Raw genomic sequence first — 18,786 nt, 5'->3', positions numbered from 1 at the left:
TTGTGTGGTCAAAAATTGCATATTACAAAGTTAATGGATTTATTAATGAAACTCTATTTTGAAAAATCCGAAGGGCGAATTTAAAATAGTTAGTTGAACTAATCCCGCTTTTTTAGCGGGATCTTTGGGTTAAAGTCTCGATTGTTAGATATATACTCAAACGGCTAAAATCTTTGCCCTTTAATTAACTACCTCTTATTCTAAATTTTCATCGAGGCTTAGCCTTGAGGATTATCTATAAACTGTCATCCTCGAGTCATCGGGAATCTAAATAAAAGAATTCTATGTCTAGTCAAAAGTTTAAATTGAGGTAGTGTAAAAGAACCAATAGCTTAATTAAATATAGCTTATAAACTTTTATTATTATGTAACTTTGCCTAATGGACAAATCACGCATATTTAGTGTCATATTAATTGTTATAGGTGGAGGGATTGCCATTTATGCACAAGCGGAGGAACATCAAAGCCCTTATATTTTAATTATAGGCATTGTGTTTTTAATGACAGGGATATATCGCATATCACGAAATATTCCGAGCAAGTTTGAAAAAGAGGAAACTGAGGAAGAGCTTAAGGATGATGTTTAAAAAAGGGGATAGGGTTGAGACCATAGATGATGCCATAACTGGCAAGGTTATCTCTGTTGATGGCACTATTATTACTATTGTTGATGTTGACGGCTTTGAATTTGAGTTTCAAGCTAATGAGCTTATCAACCTTGAAGATGCTCCAGCAGTTAATATAGGGTCGCTTGGAGACAAATCGATAGAGGAGATTACTAAAGAAAAAGAATCCAAAAAAAGAAAACCCATACCTGCAGTAAAACCTAAAGAACGTTTGAAACCGATGTTTGAGGTGGATTTACACATCCATAACTTAACAGATTCCACAAGAGGCATGACAAATTTTGAAATGTTGAACCTACAATTAGATACTGCTCGCGGACAATTAGAATTCGCCATACGAAAACGCATCCCTAAACTCGTGTTTATCCATGGAGTTGGGGAAGGTGTGTTGCGACAAGAACTTGATACACTCTTAAGCCGATATAATAACATTACTTTTTACGATGCTGATTTTAAAACCTATGGTTTAGGTGCTACTGAGGTACGGATATTTCAGAATGTAGAACCTTAATCTATGGTTTGGGTAATGGTTTCTGTAGGTTTTGTGTAAGTACCAAAATCTAGAGTTTGAAAACTTGCTATATCTAAACCTAATTGGTCGATAAAAAAGCTTACTGTGACAGATCGCGTATATGAATTGTTGATAAAACCACTATCTGGGAATGATTCAGCAGCATTCGCATCTAAATAACGAGCAGGTACGATACTACCATCAGTAGATTCTTGAAAATCGTTTCGTGGGTTTTCATCCTCATTTTCATCCTCTAAACGTGTTGGAATACCGTCTTCATCATCATCAGTATCTAAATAATCTGGAGTACCGTCGTTATCTGTGTCTAATGGGTTAGTAAACGGATTATTATCACCATCTGCGTCATGGTCCTCAAACCTTGTAGGTACATTATCATTGTCATCATCTTGATCTATATAATCGTAAATACCGTCTCCATCAGAATCCAAAGAACCAGAGACATCTCCATCAGCAGTCACTACAAACCCTTCATCTTCATTTGAGATACCATCATCATCAGAATCTATAAATACTGAAGTAACAATAACCAAGCCACCATTTGCCATATTATCTTCTAGAATTATTAGGTCTGGATCTGGAATAGATTCACAAAAAGTAGGTTCTATGTTATAACTTCGGTAGTTAAATAGCGTTGAGGTTTCATTAATTGTTAACTCTCTAACTGCTGGGCTCACTTCTGGATTAAAAATAGTTTCGTTACCACTTCTAGGAAACAGTAAGCTCAGGGATTCATTAGGGTCAGTCCTTGTATCATACACCAAATAATTCTCAGTATTATTATCACACAAACTTAGTTCCTTATCAAATTCAAGTTCAACCGTAATAATATCGCCATCATCACAGGTAGCAAGTAAAAGAGAAATAAGTAGTAGAAAAAGGACTTGACGCATGTTAAACTATTTAGCACAAAAATAACCGATTTGTAAATTTATAACGATGGATATGGAAAATAATTTTATTCCTCTATTTTTGCAAAATGCAAAAGGTATATTTAGATAATGCAGCAACGACTGCACTACGTCCAGAAGTCATTAAAAGAATGACTGAAGTTTTACAGAACAACTTCGGAAACCCATCCTCAACACATGGTTTTGGGCGTTCAGCAAAAGCGTTAATTGAGCAATGCAGAAAGAACATTGCCAGCTATTTTAATGTTTCTGCAGCAGAAATCATTTTTACTTCTGGTGGTACGGAAGCTGATAATTTAGTGCTGAGAAGTGCAGTTCGCGATTTAGGAGTAAAACGAATTATTACATCTAAAATTGAGCATCATGCTATCTTACATACTGCTGATCAGCTCAAAAAAGAATATAATATTAAAGTTGATTTTGTGCCTATAAACGCTACAGGTCATTTAGATTATAATCATTTAGAAGAGTTGTTAAAGTCTGACGAAAAGACCTTAGTCAGCCTTATGCACATCAACAATGAAATTGGGACAATTTCAGACATTGAACGCATTGGAAAATTATGTAAAGAGAACAATGCCTTGTTTCATAGTGATATGGTGCAGTCTGTGGGGCATTTTAAACTCGATATGCAAGCCATTAATGTTGATTTCTTTGCAGCAAGTGCGCATAAATTCCACGGGCCAAAAGGTGTAGGGTTTTGTTATATACGAAAAGAGTCTGGTTTAAAACCTTTGATTTTTGGAGGTGAGCAGGAGCGAGGAGTCCGTGCTGGTACCGAATGTACCCATAATATTGTGGGTATGGATGAAGCTCTAAAACTAGCATACCAACATCTTGATGAAGAGAAATTTTATATAAAAGACTTGAAGGCTTATTTTATAGAAAAACTAAAATCAAATCTTGATGATTGCCATTTTAATGGATGCTGTGGCGATATGGAAAAAAGCACCTATACCTTATTGAATGTTTGTTTGCCCATAGAAGAAGGTAAAGCTGCTATGTTGCCATTTCAATTAGATTTAAAGGGGATTGCCTGTTCTAAAGGTAGCGCATGCCAAAGTGGAAGTAATATGCAAAGCCACGTTTTAACTGAGGTATTGGCACCAGAATTGTTGAAAAGACCTTCAGTACGGTTTTCTCTAAGTGTTTTTAACACCAAGGAGGATATTGATTATGTGGTGAAAACTTTATCGGAATTTGTTAATTCCTAATAATTACTTTTCTACTCACTTTTTGAGCGTCATTTAAAGTTAACTTCACGACATAAATGCCAGTGTTGAAATTGGATGTAGATAATCTAAATTCGTTGCTGTGCTCATTAATGCTTACCTCTTGAACGAGACTGCCTTTAGTGTCATAAATTTCTAGTTGAGATAAAAGATCACCGTTAGGGTTGAAAATAGCCAATTCGCTTAGAGAGTCTATTTGAACAATGCCAACAGCATCTTTTTCATAATCTTCGTCTGATAAGCTTGATTGTTGTTTAAAAACGATTTCGAAACGATCTCCATACCATCCTGTTGGCAAATTAATTTCAAAATCACCGTCCTTTAAATTGGTGTACACATTTAATTCTTTATCGTGAAGATAGATCGGAGTACCAGTATCAAAATTCTGGATATCCTCTAGACGAAAATTTATTGACTGATTAGAATTTACATAGAATCCGAAAGGAATAGCTAAATCTTCGTTATAATCTAATGCTTGAATCACCAAATAATCAGTATCGGTCAACCAATAGACATCAGTTGTAACTCCTCCTGGTGTTTTACCTTCCAATCCGTAGTCAAAGCCAGGAGTGGCACTTGGGTGAAAGTTCATCAGTAATTCTCTAGTGTACGTTCCGTCGAAACTTGTAAATAACCTAAAGCGTTTGTATTCGTCTGGAATTATAGGAAAACCATCTTCATTATTTATGTTAGCTCTAAAAAAAGCACTTTCTGAGTCAGACTCTTTGTAATATGCGCGGTGGCTGTTCTTAAATTTCACTGTTCCCGTTGAAAGTGGATCACCTTCAACCATAAAACCTTGTCCGATTGGTAAATAACGATGCACTTGTTTTCCGCTTGTACTGGCACTTCCAGAAACACTTAATGAACCATCAACATTGTAGGAATCAAATGTTGCCGATACAAAAGAAGGGAACAGTCCTAAAGCATCTATAGTAAAAGTGGCATAACCACCTTTGTAATCTGCCATATTATGGGAATTAGATAAAGGATCTTGCTCCCAAAAATAAAGTGTACCTGTAATACTAGCTATATTTTCTATATCATAAATGAACTCAACGGTATCTAAAGCAGATGGATAAGGATTACCAACAAGTGTCCAATCGTATGGTCCAACATCAACTGAAATCTCACCATTGTTAGGCTTTCCTCTAAAATCATAAGTTTGATTTATACTTGGATTGCCTTTCATGGTAAAACCTAAACCTGGAGCAAGTTCTTCAGTTTCACCAAACCGATTCCATACACTATAACCACCTCCACCAATGGCATACGTATATAACCAGCGGTCAGAAATAGTTAACGGAGACGTTGAGCCATTGAGATCACTTGTAAAAAGAGCATCTGTACTTGTAATTAATCCTGTAGATTCGTCTAGTAAATTAGCTCTAAAACTATCATTACCATGTAATAAGGAAGGATTACCAATTGGCGAGCCCCAATAGTTGTACATATATGTATTTGCATCGCTATCTTGTTGTACACTTAAAACACCAAGCCCATTATTTCCGGTTGTACCAGATCCTTGAATGAGCTGAGCATCATTTCTTAAATAAATTTTAGAAGTGGCCTCATTGATATTAACATCATCGTTAACAAAAATAACTTGATCATCAACAAATACATAAGCATTGTTGCGCACAGAAAGTTGAGCGATACATGTATAACTCAATAAAAAGCTAAAAGTGTAGGTAATTATTTTCATGTTTAGGGTAATTTAGGGACTGTAAACATATTTTATAATTTTGAATTTTGCAACAAAAAACAACTTTTTATCTATTTTATTTGCATTTAATCGAATTTTAATCTTTATTTGCTTCACCCAAAACTAAGAATATAACATAACTTTACACTTAACCTACTATGAGAATTTTCCTAAGAATTACTTGTATTACTCTATTTATTAGCACTTTAAATATTTATGCCCAAGTAGGTATTGGCACTACCACACCAGATAATTCCGCGATATTAGATATATCTTCTAGTACTCAAGGCCTTTTAACCCCAAGAATGACAACAATTGAAAGATTGGCTGTCTCTAATCCAGCGAATGGGTTACTGGTATATGATATAGATGAAAGTGCATTTTATTTCTATAGCTCTTCTTCATGGGCTAAATTAAGCACTGGAAGTAGTAGCAATAGTAATGATTATACAGGCTGGGCCGATTATGTGGATGGCACATATACATCCGCCAGCCCTTTATCACTTACTGCAGGTAATAAAATAACATTGCCAAATAGTGCTGCTACTGTGAGAGATTTTCAGAAACCGACAGATATTACAACTTTTTACGATTCAACAACACAAACGATAACGGGAAGAAATGGAGATGGTATTAATATAAACATTATGTTTAAAGCTAGACCTACAACTAATTCTTTAACCAATAGAATTACTGTAGCTATTGATATTGGTGGTGCTGTGGGAGAAATATATACAAGAGATTTCTTACTTTCAAAAGGCCAAAATGTTGAACATTATTATGTAAGTTCTTTTAATGCCTATACTTTAAATACTTGGGAAGCTAATGGTGGTGCCGTCAAAATTTCATCCACTGCTGATGCCGAGATTTATGATATTAGGTATGTAATAACACGAACTCACAAGGCAAGATAATCTTAAAACCTCGCTGACAACCTTACATTGAATACTCTTGGAGTTAAAAAATTAGGAATGGCAAATTGCCGTTGGCTATACACATCTCTAACCCAAGTGTTGGTAATGCTATTTTGGTTGTTAAACATATTATAGATTTCAAAACCAAGACTTAATTCCTTAAGGGCTTGCTTCCATTTGGAGGTATAGGTTTTTTCACTATTAACCAAAACATACGAAATGCCCAAATCAGCTCTGCGATAATCTTTTAATCGAAATTGAAAATTATAAGGGCCTGCATAACTTGGTGAGCCACCGGGAACACCAGTATTGTAAACCAAATTAAGATACATTTTTAGATCTGGAATGTTTGGTACATAATCCTGAAATAGGATGCCAAATTTTAAACGTTGGTCAGTAGGCCTTGCAATATAACCACGGCCATCAATATTTTCTTCGGTTTTTAAGTACCCCAAGCTAAACCAAGATTCGGTACCAGGCACAAATTCACCATTAAGTCGCAAATCCAAACCATAAGCATAAGCTTTTGCATTATTATTTGCTCTATAACGAATACGAACATTCTCTAAAGTGTAAGGATTAACTTCGGAAAGGCCTTTGTAATACACTTCAGAAACCAACTTAAATGGACGCTCCCAAATATCAAAACTGTATTCATTTCCTAATACAACATGAAATGATTTTTGTGCTTTTACATTGGGTTGAACAGTCCCTGAGGAATCTCGTAACTCTCTATAAAACGGCGGTTGATTATAAGCGCCAGCCGCTACTCTAAAAAGCACATCACTTTCCCAGTCTGGTTTAATGGCAAACTGTGCTCTTGGGCTGAATGTTGTTTGCGTAACGCTTTCTATACCTTCTCCACTGACCGTCCAATTGTGTGCTCTTATTCCAATATTATAGAATATCTCGTTATTGCCAATTGCACCTCTTTTACTGTATTGTAAAAATGCTTGTAAACGATCTATTTTAACTTGATTGAATGCTCTAATATTTTCAAAAGCAACTAAAGGCCCTGTAAAAGGTTCTTCAGGCTGAAGGTTAGATTCTCTATCTCTCGGTGGACGAATTGAAAAGCCTGCTGAATCAATAACTTCCCATTCTACCAATCTATCGCGAATATCTTCATGTGTATATTTTATGGACCATTCAACAGTCGCATCATTATCTGTGTCATAATTGCCTCGGTGTTCCGCATTAAAGATAAGGGCGTCCAAATCATTTCGGGCATGTGTCAATTGTGAGCCTATGCCTTCGCTAAATTCAACGTCGCCCAAATCCTCATCACCAATATTGGTATTGACTTCCCCTAACCGATATTGTGCAAAAATGTCGAAATATTCTTGTTCCGTAGTGTGATATGCCGATCCGATAAATTTTAGTGTGGTCTTATCATTCAGAAAATAATTGGCCTTAAATGCCCCAAAATAGGTCTGATATTCATCTTCTTCTTGCCCTTCATAAAAGACCAATAAGGCAATGGGATTTTGCAGTGTTCCGAAATTAGTCTGCCTATTTTCTGGTTGAAATTTGTATTGGTTCAGAGAAATATTACCCAAGAAATTTAAATGGAATTTATCCGAAAAACGATACGTAAGATAGGTTTGTGCATCTGCAAAAACAGGCTCTACATTGCCTTCGGTTTCAAGATTGTTTAGAATTAAACTGTTGTCTCGGTAGCGTAATCCTACTATTCCAGAAAATTTAGAATCCTTAGAAATAGCTTCTGCAGCAATACTACCACCTAAGAGACTTAAATCCGTTCGCACTCCAAAAGCAACAGGATTTCGATAGGTGATGTCTAGTACAGACGATAATTTATCTCCGTATTTTGCTTGAAAGCCACCAGCCGAAAAATCAACGTTTTGCACCAAATCCGTGTTTACAAAACTTAGACCTTCCTGATTACCAGAACGAATTAGGAACGGTCGATAGACTTCAATTTCATTGACGTAAACCAGATTTTCATCAAAATTCCCTCCTCTTACTGAGTATTGTGTACTGAGTTCGTTAGAAATATTAACTCCAGGCAAGGTCTTCAAAATATTCTCAACACCAGGTTGTGCCCCTTTAATAGTCCGTATCATTTCAGGAGAAATGGTGGTTAATCCTTCAACAGATTGTTTGGTATTTGTATTTATGACTACAGTTGCAATTTGCTCTACATTAACTTTTAAAACGGGGTTGAATTCTAAAGGTTGCCCATTTTTTAAATTGAATTTTGCAACCAATGGTCTATGCGATAGATGAGAGAAGGTCACGGTAACCTCAACATCAGAAACTATTTTAAGTTCGTAAAATCCATTTTCATTGGTGATTGTGCCTTTACCGTTATTCGTTGTAATATTTACGTTTGTTATGGGCTGATTGGCTTCGTTAAGTACAACGCCCCTAAGTGTTGCTGATTGCGCATTAGTCAGTGCAGAGACAGATAATAGGCCAATTAGGAATAGAAAATGTAAGGATTTCAAATGGTTGCTTTTTATTTTCTAAAAAAGGTTGCTTCAAATGTAGAACTATTTCCGACATTATCCGTTACTATAATTTTTAAATGGTTTTCCGTATCAGTGACTACACCATCATTAAAATCGTGTACCAATAAATCTGTTTTATAATCGTATTCCATTAAAATCCATTTTCCATTCACAGTTGCCCGATACTTTGAAATTCCAGATAATTCATCATCGATTTTTACTTTGAGATAGCGAAATTTACTTAGCCATTTTTTATCCTGAAAATTAACAGGCCTAATCGTAGGCGCATCGTAGTCACTTGCTAACGAAAACCACCCGAGCCTTTTGGTAAATGCAGTAAGAGTATCTCCTTTTCTAGTGGTATTTATATATCCTGGACGCTTATAATAGCCATATAAATTGGCAATAAAGAGTTTGTCCTTATCGGCTCCTTTGTACTTGCTGATGTCGTAATTGACTCTAAAACTTTTTTTAAACGGAATAACATCTTTATGAACTTTCAAAGTATCCCCGTTATAATCAAAACTTATGGCTGTATCTTCATAAACGGAGTTAGGATAAATAACAACATTTGCATTCAACCCTTCTAAAACAGTGGTGTAGCCTTCTCTAATTATTGTTTGGTTTGTTGAAAAATCCTTTAAAGTATAGAGTGTTTGGGGTTTTCGACCTTCAATATTTATGTTTAACTCTGTGAGATTGTTTTTGAAATCTTTTATTTGGACTTTAAATAGGGAAGAGGTACTGTCTTCAACTCTGACATAACCATTATCAGCAACGTCTTTAATTAGGCTTAAGGGGTTGTTGGGTTCTAAAAATAATTTTTGAACACGAATCTTTTCTGTTTTATAGCGTTCAAAATCTATATATCTATTTAAATGTTGGGTCTCATCAAAACTGAAGCGTTTAAAATCTACTTCAAACTTTTTAGTGCCATTGTAAAATGTTTGGATATTATCCAAGCCATTTCTGTTAGGAGCTAAATCTTGCTTGTCATTAGCAACAACTCCAAAACCAATATCTCCATAAGCTGTTATTGTCTCCACATCGTAAGTTCCATCGTATTTAGGGATTAACCTTAGCTCTGTGGACGCATTTTTACCATTAACATAAGAGCTGTCATTTTTTGGGTATGCGTACAGTTTCGTAATATACGGAGGACTAGTATCTTTAATATCAATTCCGAACAGCATAGGGTTTATAGGGCGCTCGGCATTGTCCCTGATTTCGTAATGTAAATGCGGCCCCCCAGAGCCACCTGTATTCCCAGAAAATGCCACAACTTCTCCTTTTTCAACAAGGAGTTCTTCTGTGCTTGGAAACATTTCTACTTCAAAACTTTCCTTTTCGTACTGGCATTTTTTAATGTAAGCTTCAATTTTTGGTGAGAACTTCTGAAGATGGGCATACACCGTTGTATAACCATTTGGATGCGTAATGTAAAGCGCTTTTCCGTACCCAAAATGTGACACCTTTATTCGACTAACATAGCCTGCGGCAGAAGCATAAATACGCAAACCTTCACGTTGTTGTGTTTTAATATCCAAACCAGAATGAAAATGGTTAGACCTTAATTCGGCAAAGGATCCACCTAAAACAAGGGTAATATCCAGTGGACTCTGAAAATAGTCTTGTGGATATTCCGATTGCGAAACAATGAGTTGAGGCAGTAGAATAAGGAGCAAAAGGTATTTCATAGCAATGGACAATTGAGGCTAAAATATTAAATTGAAGATAATAAGCAAAGGATATAACTGTTGTATTTTCTGTAACGTCTTAAGATTCTATAAATTATGTTTTCAAAAATTTATGACCAAACAATTGTGTTTTTTCAAATGGTATGTTAACTTTGTTTGTATAGTATTGAAATGTTGACATGAGTAAAATTGAAGAAAATGTTGATGCGCTGGAAGTAAAAATCAATAAGATTTTGCATAAGCAGGAAGTTTTAAACCAGACTAATGCAAAACTTTCCGAGCAATTAGAAAAGCAGCAAAAACAAATTCTTCAGTATCAAGAAGAGATTAGTACTTGGTCTGAAAAATATGATACGCTCAAAATTGCAAATTCAATGCTTGGTAGTGACGATAATAAACGAGATACTAAGCTCAAAATAAATACACTCATTAGGGATATTGATCATTGTATTGCTCAACTAGCCGAATAGTGTAAAACGATTTTTTTGAATGGCTGAACAGCTAAAAATAAAACTCTCTATAGCAAATAGGGTGTATCCGTTAACCATAGATCCAAGTCAAGAAGAAGGATTGAGGAAAGCGGCTAAGAATATTGAAGCGATGATTGGCCAATTTGAGCAAAATTATTCCGTAAGGGATAAACAAGATGTACTGGCCATGTGTGCCTTACAGTTTGCGGCTCAAGTAGAACAAAAATCTATAGACAAAGAGTATGTTAATGAAGAAGTTCAAGAAAAACTTCAGAATTTAAACGTACTTTTACAAGAGTATATTTAAACTCGTACGTTCTTTAAAATACATAAGGTTACTGCCTACATTAGTTATATTTTTTGATAAACTCAACGTTAATTCTTTAAAAAGGGTGAGTTGAAGTTGTAAAAGCGTGCTGCTATTCTGAGGAAACTCGGTTTTGGGCAGATTTTTGATCAGCTTGTTAGCCCTAAACTTGTTTTTAAGGAGTTTATACCAGAATCCAAAACTGATGTAGGCTTTTTTTATATACTAAACTAAACGATGACATGGATACTAACATTATATTAATAGGTGTAGGGGGAGTAGTATTAGGATTAATACTGGGCTATTTTATATCAAAATCATTAGCAAAAGGAAACGCATCGAAAATGATAGAGGATGCTAAGAAGGAAGCTAATGTTATCATTAAAGAAGCTAAATCTGAAGGGGAAAGCTTAAGAAAAGAAAAAGAATTAAAAGCAAAGGAAAAATTTATTGAATTAAAGGCAGAGCACGAGAAAGTAATTTTTGCAAGGGACAAAAAAATGTCTGATGCTGAGAAGCGTATTAAAGATAAAGAATCGCAAATCAGTAACGAATTGTCTAAGCTTAAAAAATCGAATACAGCTGTTGAGGAAAAAATTAAGGATTACGACTACAGAGTTCATTTCTTAGAAAAGAAGAAAGAAGAACTCGACAAGGCCCATAAAAGCCAAATAAAACAATTAGAAGTTATTTCAGGGCTTGCAGCCGAAGATGCTAAAGAACAACTTATATCGTCACTAAAGGAAGAGGCGAAAACAGATGCTATGGCTTATGTCCAAGAAACTGTTGAAGAAGCTAAGTTGACGGCACAACAAGAGGCGAAAAAAATCATCATCAATACCATTCAGCGTATAGGCACTGAAGAGGCTATAGATAATTGTGTTTCTGTTTTTAATATAGAATCCGATGATGTTAAAGGGCGAATTATTGGCCGAGAAGGGAGAAATATTAGAGCGATTGAGGCGGCTACAGGAGTAGAAATTATAGTTGACGATACACCAGAGGCTATTATTTTATCGTGCTTTGATTCCGTCCGAAGAGAGATTGCTAGACTATCCTTACACAAACTAGTTACGGATGGTAGAATTCATCCAGCACGTATTGAAGAGGTCGTAAAGAAGACCAAAAAGCAAATTGAACAAGAAATCATAGAAGTTGGTAAACGTACTGTGATTGACCTAGGAATTCATGGCCTACATCCAGAACTGATAAAAATGGTAGGTCGTATGAAGTACCGTTCTTCTTACGGACAGAACTTGTTACAGCATTCACGCGAAGTAGCTAAACTTTGTGGGGTGATGGCAGCCGAGCTTGGATTGAATCCGAAATTAGCTAAACGAGCTGGGTTGTTACACGATATTGGTAAAGTGCCAGATTCTGAAGCTGACGTAGAAACACCACATGCTATTTTAGGTATGAACTGGGCTGAGAAGCATGGTGAAAAACCAGAAGTGTGTAATGCCATTGGTGCTCACCACGATGAAATAGAGATGACCACACTGTTGTCACCAATAATTCAAGTCTGTGATGCGATATCAGGAGCTAGACCAGGAGCACGACGCCAAGTGTTGGATTCCTATATTCAAAGATTGAAAGATTTGGAATCTGTTGCATTCGGGTTTACGGGTGTTAAAAAAGCGTATGCCATACAGGCTGGACGTGAGTTGAGAGTAATCGTTGAAAGTGAAAAAGTATCTGATGACAAGGCTGCTAGTTTATCTTTTGAAATCTCTCAAAAGATTCAAACAGATATGACCTATCCGGGTCAAGTAAAGGTTACTGTAATTAGAGAAACCAGAGCTGTTAATATTGCGAAATAGTAACTTAGTTAAAAGTTAAAAGGAAAATAGATTATTTAGCCAACAGCCAACAGCCAACAGCCAACAGCCAACAGTTATTTCCTAGGATGAAACTCTTTTAAAACTTTACTTAAATGAGAACGGTCAATGTGGGTGTAAATTTCTGTTGTAGTAATACTTTCGTGACCAAGCATCATTTGTATGGCTCTTAAATCGGCACCGTTTTCTAAAAGGTGAGTAGCGAAAGAATGGCGGAACGTATGGGGAGAAATCGTTTTATTAAGGCCAATTTTTTCAGCAAGTTTTTTAATAATGGTAAATATCATCGCCCGAGTTAGCTTATTTCCTTTGTAGTTTAAAAACAAAATATCCTTTGATTCTGTTTGTACTTCAATATGTTTACGAGCATCTCTCCAAATGGATATACACTTTTGGGTTGTATTTCCAATAGGCACAAAGCGTTCTTTGTTGCCTTTTCCGGAGACTTTAATAAAACCTTCATCGAAAAACAAATCTGAAATTTTAAGATTGGTCAACTCACTAACCCTAAGTCCACAACTGTAAAGTGTTTCTAGGATAGCTTTATTTCTATGCCCCAAATTAATGCCTCTAAAGCTGTAATTAAGGTCAATAGCTTCGATGAGGTCATCTATATCATTTACGGACAAGGTATCTGGTAATTTGCGTCCCAGTTTTGGGGATTCTATGAGATCTAATGGATTGTCCTTGCGGTAATCTTCAAAAATGAGGTAATTAAAAAAATTACGTAGCCCAGAAATAATCCGTGCTTGAGAACTTGGGGATAATTCTTTGGATACCTGATATATAAAAGATTGAATGGTCTCTTGTTTTATCTTATTAGGGGTCGCATTATTTGATTCTGTATCTAAAAAATCAACCAGCCTATTGACATCATACGTATAATTATCTATCGAGTTTTGTGAGAGCCCTCGTTCAATCTTTAAATATTGTTGGTAATCGTTTATGGCTTGACTCCATTTCATAGTCCAAATGTATGCAAACCCGAGCAATTTTAGATTTCAAATAGGAACAGGAATAATGTAAGATTCATAAAAACTATCATAAAATTTTATCAATTCATAAATTTAATGTTAATAAAATTGTTAATAACTGAAAATCAATATTTTAATATAAAATTGTATTGTTTATAGCTTCGTATAAATCAATTTAAAACTCAAAGATTATGAAAAAATTAATTTTAGCTGCTTTTGCAGTATTTGCGTTGACTTTTACAAACGCTCAAGGCGGGGACTTTGGTCTATTAGGTGGGCTAACTATTTTATCGCCAGACATTGACGGTTTCGATGCGGACTCAGAAACAGGTTTTTTAGTTGGCGCCTTTGTTGAACTTGGCCTTTCGGATAACTTTGCAATTCAACCAGAGTTAACATATTCTATGGCTGGCGACATCTCTATGCTCAACATTAATGCTATTGCAAAAATTGGTGTTGCAGATGGATTCGACATCCATGTAGGCCCTAAATTAGGATTTGCAGGTGGAGACGATATTGATGACATCGATGATCTTTTAGGGGATGATTTTACTAAAACTAACTTTCAAATTGCTGCTGGTGTGGGATATGACTTTACCGAAAACTTTTTTGCTCAAGCGAGATATGGTTTTCAAATAAATGACCATTTTACTGGTGATGGTGATGGTGGTATTAAAATCAACACCTTAGATGTAACCTTAGGATATAGGTTTTAAATGAACTTAATGATTAATAGCTGTAAAAACCGAAGTGTATTCTTCGGTTTTTTTATAACTAAAAATATTGTTAAAACACATGGTAGTTTCTGTAGGAAAATTACTTTTACACCCTCAAAACTTAATCACTTAAACTTAAAATTATGAAAAAATTAGTATTAGCAATTATTGCTATTGTTTGCTTAGCAAATGTAAATGCTCAAGATTCTAGATGGGGCGTAAAGGCAGGTTTTAATTCTACTGGCATTAAAGTGAGTGGAGATGGCGCTTCAATAACAGATAATTTATCAGGTTTTTATGTCGGAATTTATAACGATTTTAGTATTTCTGAAAAATTTGATATCCGTCCGGAGTTACAGTTTATTAGTGTTAGCGAGGATGGTGAAAACTCTAGTTTTTTAGCTTTACCAATTTTAGCTAAAGTTAATATTACTGATAAATTTAGTTTATTAGCTGGACCTCAGTTAGATTATTTATTAGATGAAGATGCTGATGATTTTGGTTTAAAAAGACTTGGACTTGGATTAGCCGCAGGATTGGAATTTGATATTACCGAAAACTTAATGATTGATGGTCGTTATTCCTTTGGAATCAATAATCGGATAGAGGACGAATTTGGGGGTGACCAAGTTGACGCAAAGTTTAGCTTTGTACAGGTAGGTTTAGGGTATAGATTCTAAACTTCAATTAAATAACAAAGAGAAACCGAAGCACAGTCTTCGGTTTTTTTTGCTAAAGTTTTTATTTTGCCAATAGAATTATATTTTACAGATAACCATTAGTTATGAAGTATTTTATTTTTACTCTAGTATTAATTATAAACATAAAGCATGTTAATGCCCAGAATTCAAATGTTGGGATTAAATCTGGGTATAATCACTTAACAGTAAAAGAAACTTATGGTTCAGAAAGTGAATCAACCAATTATAATAGAGTTCATTTTGGAATCTTTGTTGAGATAGATATTTCAGAAAAATTTCAGTTTCAACCAGAGCTTCTATATACTAATACAACTAGCTTTTCAGACAATTTGGGCTTTTTGGTTTTACCATTGTTATTTGAATACCATACCAGCAAAAAAATGGACTTTCAATTAGGACCTCAATTAGATTATGGTTTAGGAGATTTCTACGGAATTGGGTTTAAAAAACTTGGACTTTCAATCGTAGGTGGTATTTCTTATAATATCTCTGATGATTTTTTAATAAGTGGTCGATATGCTCTTGGTCTAACAAATAGGCTCGATAGATCTGATTTCAATAATATTGATTTTGCAGATGATCCAAGCTTTCGCAATTTAGAATCAAAATTCAGGATATTTGAAATTAGTCTAGGTTACAGATTCTAAACTTCAATTAGAAAGCAAAGAGAAACCGAAGCACAGTCTTCGGGTTTTTTATATCCTAATTTTAATATCTTTACTCCATGAAGAAAATCATCATCATCAACGGGCCTAACCTAAACCTTCTAGGTAAACGTGAAACCAATATCTATGGCAACCTTACCTTCAATGAATTTTTTGAAATGATTACTGAAAAGTTTTCTGATGTTTCTTTAGAACATTTTCAGTCTAATATTGAAGGGGAGATTATTAATAAAATCCAAGATGTTGGTTTTGAATATGATGGTATTATTTTAAATTCTGCTGCATATACGCATACTTCCGTTGGTATTGGGGATGCCGTTAAAGCGATTACGACCCCTGTTGTGGAAGTTCACATTTCTAATACATTTTCACGAGAGGATTTTAGACATAAATCCTATATTTCTCCTAATGCCAAAGGTGTTATCGTTGGTTTTGGATTACAGAGTTATGAGTTGGCTATTCAAAGTCTATTATAATTAAAGTACACCTATTATGAAATATATCGTCATAGTTATCATGTTAGGTTTTTTGACTTCAACTTATGCCCAAACGGATTTTGGTATTAAAGCAGGACCAAGTTTCACCTTTTACAAAGAAGATCAATTAATGTTTGGGGAAGATCCTGAATTAGAAGTAGGCTATTTTGGTGGTATCTTTGTGGATTTTACTATAGGTGAAGGGTTTCATTTTCAGCCAGAACTACTATACAAAGGCATAGGTGACTTTGAATTCTTAAATGCCCCATTGTATTTAAAATTCGATGTAGATTATAATTTTAGCATTCTTGCAGGACCAAGTCTCAATTATTTCTTCAACTTCTTTAATGATAAATTTAAGGTACGAGGGGATGTTAATTTAGCTTATAACATATCAGACGATATGGACATTAATCTAAAATATACCATAGGTTTTGAGGAAATATCTCCAAATGTATTATTCTTAGGCTTAGGATATAGATTATAGACATTCTTTATATTAAATAGAAAAGCGGCTCAAAATTTTGAACCGCTTTTGTTTATTTAAAATTATATGATTTAATATTTATAAGTGAATCACCTCATCATAAGCATCAGCAACAGCCTCCATAACAGCTTCACTCATTGTTGGGTGCGGATGTACCGCCTTTAAAACTTCATGTCCTGTAGTTTCTAATTTACGACCTAATACAGCTTCAGCTATCATATCTGTAACTCCAGCACCAATCATGTGGCAACCAAGCCATTCGCCATACTTAGCATCGAAAATCACTTTTACAAAACCATCTTTGTTACCACCTGCACTTGCTTTACCAGATGCAGAGAATGGAAACTTTCCGACTTTAATATCTAATCCTTTATCCTTTGCTTGTTGTTCTGTTAAACCAACGCTTGCCACTTCTGGCGAACAATACGTACACCCAGGGATATTACCATAATCTAAAGCTTCAACATGTTGGCCTGCTATTTTTTCTACGCATAAAATGCCTTCAGCAGAAGCCACGTGAGCTAATGCTTGTCCTGGTGTTACATCACCAATAGCGTAGTAACCCGGAATATTAGTTTGGTAGTAATCATTAACTAAAATTTTATCACGATCAACAGCAATACCGACATCTTCTAAGCCTATATTTTCGATATTAGATTTAATACCAACAGCTGATAAAACAATATCTGCTTCAAGCACTTCTTCTCCTTTTTTAGTTTTGACGGTGGCTTTAACTCCTTTACCAGAAGTATCCACAGAAGTAACCTCAGCAGAAGTCATAATTTTAATGCCTGTCTTCTTAAAGCTACGCTCTAATTGTTTTGACACTTCATCATCTTCAACAGGAACAATTTTTGGCATAAACTCTACAATAGTCACCTCCGTGCCCATAGAATTGTAGAAATAAGCAAATTCAACACCAATAGCTCCTGAGCCAACAACTATCATTTTCTTTGGTTGTTTTTCTAGTGTCATCGCTTGTCTGTAGCCAATTACTTTTTCACCATCTTGGGGTAAACTTGGTAATTCCCTTGAGCGGGCGCCAGTAGCAATTATGATATGGTCCGCAGAATATTCTGTCCCATCTACATCGATTTTCTTGCCTGTTTTTAATTTACCAAAACCTTCAATGACATCAATTTTGTTCTTTTTCATTAAGAACTTAACACCATTACTCATACCATCAGCAACTCCACGACTGCGTTTTACAACAGCATCAAAGTCGTGCTCAGCATCTTTCACTTTCAATCCATAATCCTCAGCATGTTTTAGATACTCAAAAACTTGTGCAGATTTTAATAGGGCTTTTGTAGGGATACAGCCCCAATTTAGACAAACGCCTCCTAGGTTTTCTTTTTCAACAATTGCCGTTTTAAAGCCTAATTGAGAAGCTCTAATTGCGGTAACATATCCACCCGGTCCGCTTCCAAGTACTATTATATCGTATTTGCTCATGAGTTATTTTTTAGGTTGAATTTTGAAGTTACAAAAGTAACAAATTCAAACAAATAATGAAGAGCACTTAGAATCGATTGCAGCGAATTTTGAATAGCCTTAGCTGAGGTTATTTTTCTTTGGGAACAAAATCCAAAGCTACACCGTTGATGCAATGTCTTTTTCCGGTTGTCTGTTTTGGGCCATCATTAAAAACATGACCTAAATGGCCACCACAAGTCGCGCAATGTTCTTCGGTACGTGCGTAGCCTAGATTATAATCTGTAGAAAAGGCTACATTTCCCTCTATTTCGCGATCAAAACTTGGCCAGCCAGTTCCTGAGTCGAACTTATGCTCACTTTTAAAAAGAGGTGTGCCACATGCGGCACATGTATAAGTACCAGCTTCGTAGTTTTTGTCCAAAGGACTGGTGAAAGGTCTTTCAGTACCAGCCTCTCGCAATACATAAAATTCTTGTTCTGTAAGTTCTTTTTTCCATTCGGCTTCAGTTTTGCTCACAGGAAAATCCTCTTTTTCTTTTTTTTGCGCATTTCCATTGCAATTAAATAGCATTAAAACTGCGGCTAACAATAACATATTTTTCATAATTCAATTTTTTATAAAATTAA

At 35.2% G+C, this 18,786-nt stretch carries 19 protein-coding genes and 1 other RNA gene; 13 read left to right on the top strand and 7 right to left on the bottom strand.

What is annotated here, in order from left to right; translation table 11 throughout:
- The first annotated feature begins 380 nt into the window (after positions 1-380).
- Positions 381-587, top strand: coding sequence for a hypothetical protein (locus ACFEMA_RS04645; RefSeq protein ID WP_411766862.1), 207 nt, complete (start codon positions 381-383; stop codon positions 585-587).
- Positions 577-1,137, top strand: a complete 561-nt coding sequence (locus tag ACFEMA_RS04640; RefSeq protein ID WP_411766861.1) for a Smr/MutS family protein — start codon at positions 577-579, stop codon at positions 1,135-1,137. The genes ACFEMA_RS04645 and ACFEMA_RS04640 overlap by 11 nt, the downstream gene beginning before the upstream one ends.
- Here the strand turns inward: ACFEMA_RS04640 and ACFEMA_RS04635 are convergent.
- Positions 1,134-2,048 carry a hypothetical protein gene (locus ACFEMA_RS04635; RefSeq protein ID WP_411766860.1) on the bottom strand — a complete coding sequence of 305 codons (915 nt, stop codon included), beginning with the start codon at positions 2,046-2,048 and terminating at the stop codon, positions 1,134-1,136. The genes ACFEMA_RS04640 and ACFEMA_RS04635 overlap by 4 nt on opposite strands.
- Positions 2,049-2,134: 86 nt before the next feature.
- On the opposite strand from ACFEMA_RS04635, the gene ACFEMA_RS04630 reads away from it, so the two are divergent.
- Positions 2,135-3,280 carry a cysteine desulfurase family protein gene (locus tag ACFEMA_RS04630; RefSeq protein ID WP_411766859.1) on the top strand — a complete coding sequence of 382 codons (1,146 nt, stop codon included), beginning with the start codon at positions 2,135-2,137 and terminating at the stop codon, positions 3,278-3,280.
- Here the strand turns inward: ACFEMA_RS04630 and ACFEMA_RS04625 are convergent.
- Positions 3,270-5,003 carry a T9SS type A sorting domain-containing protein gene (locus ACFEMA_RS04625; RefSeq protein WP_411766858.1) on the bottom strand — a complete coding sequence of 578 codons (1,734 nt, stop codon included), beginning with the start codon at positions 5,001-5,003 and terminating at the stop codon, positions 3,270-3,272. The two genes, ACFEMA_RS04630 and ACFEMA_RS04625, sit on opposite strands and share 11 nt — an antisense overlap.
- Before the next feature lie 158 nt (positions 5,004-5,161).
- Between ACFEMA_RS04625 and ACFEMA_RS04620 the strand changes: the two genes are divergently transcribed.
- The gene (locus tag ACFEMA_RS04620; protein WP_411766857.1) at positions 5,162-5,917 is read left to right on the top strand and encodes a hypothetical protein; all 756 of its coding nucleotides are present in this window, start codon (positions 5,162-5,164) and stop codon (positions 5,915-5,917) included.
- A gap of 2 nt (positions 5,918-5,919) precedes the next feature.
- Here the strand turns inward: ACFEMA_RS04620 and ACFEMA_RS04615 are convergent, their stop codons facing one another.
- Together ACFEMA_RS04615 and ACFEMA_RS04610 are read right to left on the bottom strand one after the other, a co-directional pair.
- Positions 5,920-8,388, bottom strand: a complete 2,469-nt coding sequence (locus ACFEMA_RS04615; protein ID WP_411766856.1) for a carboxypeptidase-like regulatory domain-containing protein — start codon at positions 8,386-8,388, stop codon at positions 5,920-5,922.
- Positions 8,389-8,399: 11 nt separating this feature from the next.
- Entirely contained in the window at positions 8,400-10,088 is a 1,689-nt protein-coding gene (locus ACFEMA_RS04610) for a M23 family metallopeptidase (protein ID WP_411766855.1), read from the bottom strand.
- Between the two features lie 179 nt (positions 10,089-10,267).
- Here ACFEMA_RS04610 and ACFEMA_RS04605 point away from each other — a divergent pair, with 179 nt between their 5' ends.
- The 4 genes from ACFEMA_RS04605 (at position 10,268) to rny (ending at position 12,685) form a co-directional block, all read left to right on the top strand.
- On the top strand, positions 10,268-10,558 hold the full coding sequence (locus ACFEMA_RS04605; protein ID WP_411766854.1) for a hypothetical protein: 291 nt from the start codon (positions 10,268-10,270) through the stop codon (positions 10,556-10,558).
- 19 nt (positions 10,559-10,577) lie between these two features.
- A complete protein-coding gene (locus ACFEMA_RS04600) occupies positions 10,578-10,865 on the top strand; it encodes a cell division protein ZapA (RefSeq protein WP_411766853.1) in 288 nt (95 codons plus the stop codon).
- A 60-nt stretch (positions 10,866-10,925) separates the two neighbouring features.
- Positions 10,926-11,051: non-coding RNA, 6S RNA (gene ssrS, locus ACFEMA_RS04595), on the top strand.
- A gap of 56 nt (positions 11,052-11,107) precedes the next feature.
- Complete coding sequence (gene rny, locus ACFEMA_RS04590; RefSeq protein WP_411766852.1) at positions 11,108-12,685, top strand: ribonuclease Y; 1,578 nt, start codon at positions 11,108-11,110, stop codon at positions 12,683-12,685.
- 74 nt (positions 12,686-12,759) lie between these two features.
- On the opposite strand, the gene xerD is transcribed toward rny, so the two are convergent.
- On the bottom strand, positions 12,760-13,668 hold the full coding sequence (gene xerD, locus ACFEMA_RS04585) for a site-specific tyrosine recombinase XerD (protein WP_411766851.1): 909 nt from the start codon (positions 13,666-13,668) through the stop codon (positions 12,760-12,762).
- A gap of 200 nt (positions 13,669-13,868) precedes the next feature.
- Between xerD and ACFEMA_RS04580 the strand changes: the two genes are divergently transcribed.
- From ACFEMA_RS04580 to ACFEMA_RS04560, 5 genes are all read left to right on the top strand, one after another.
- A complete protein-coding gene (locus ACFEMA_RS04580) occupies positions 13,869-14,393 on the top strand; it encodes an outer membrane beta-barrel protein (RefSeq protein ID WP_411766850.1) in 525 nt (174 codons plus the stop codon).
- Between the two features lie 143 nt (positions 14,394-14,536).
- Positions 14,537-15,073, top strand: coding sequence for a porin family protein (locus ACFEMA_RS04575; RefSeq protein ID WP_411766849.1), 537 nt, complete (start codon positions 14,537-14,539; stop codon positions 15,071-15,073).
- 104 nt (positions 15,074-15,177) lie between these two features.
- Positions 15,178-15,741: a porin family protein gene (locus tag ACFEMA_RS04570; RefSeq protein ID WP_411766847.1), complete on the top strand. Its 564-nt coding sequence runs from the start codon at positions 15,178-15,180 to the stop codon at positions 15,739-15,741.
- 77 nt (positions 15,742-15,818) lie between these two features.
- Positions 15,819-16,235 (top strand): type II 3-dehydroquinate dehydratase, encoded by a 417-nt coding sequence (gene aroQ / locus ACFEMA_RS04565; RefSeq protein WP_411766846.1) that lies wholly within the window; start codon positions 15,819-15,821, stop codon positions 16,233-16,235.
- A 16-nt stretch (positions 16,236-16,251) separates the two neighbouring features.
- A complete protein-coding gene (locus ACFEMA_RS04560; RefSeq protein WP_411766844.1) occupies positions 16,252-16,722 on the top strand; it encodes a hypothetical protein in 471 nt (156 codons plus the stop codon).
- Between the two features lie 78 nt (positions 16,723-16,800).
- Here the strand turns inward: ACFEMA_RS04560 and lpdA are convergent, their stop codons facing one another.
- Both lpdA and msrB read right to left on the bottom strand, forming a co-directional pair.
- A complete protein-coding gene (lpdA, locus tag ACFEMA_RS04555) occupies positions 16,801-18,177 on the bottom strand; it encodes a dihydrolipoyl dehydrogenase (protein WP_411766843.1) in 1,377 nt (458 codons plus the stop codon).
- Between the two features lie 109 nt (positions 18,178-18,286).
- Positions 18,287-18,763: a peptide-methionine (R)-S-oxide reductase MsrB gene (gene msrB, locus ACFEMA_RS04550; RefSeq protein WP_411766842.1), complete on the bottom strand. Its 477-nt coding sequence runs from the start codon at positions 18,761-18,763 to the stop codon at positions 18,287-18,289.
- Positions 18,764-18,786 lie beyond the last annotated feature (23 nt).

Source organism: Winogradskyella sp. A3E31 (genome assembly GCF_046720935.1).
In the GTDB taxonomy this organism is placed as follows: domain Bacteria; phylum Bacteroidota; class Bacteroidia; order Flavobacteriales; family Flavobacteriaceae; genus Winogradskyella.
This window is presented reverse-complemented; position numbering and strand designations above follow the sequence as displayed.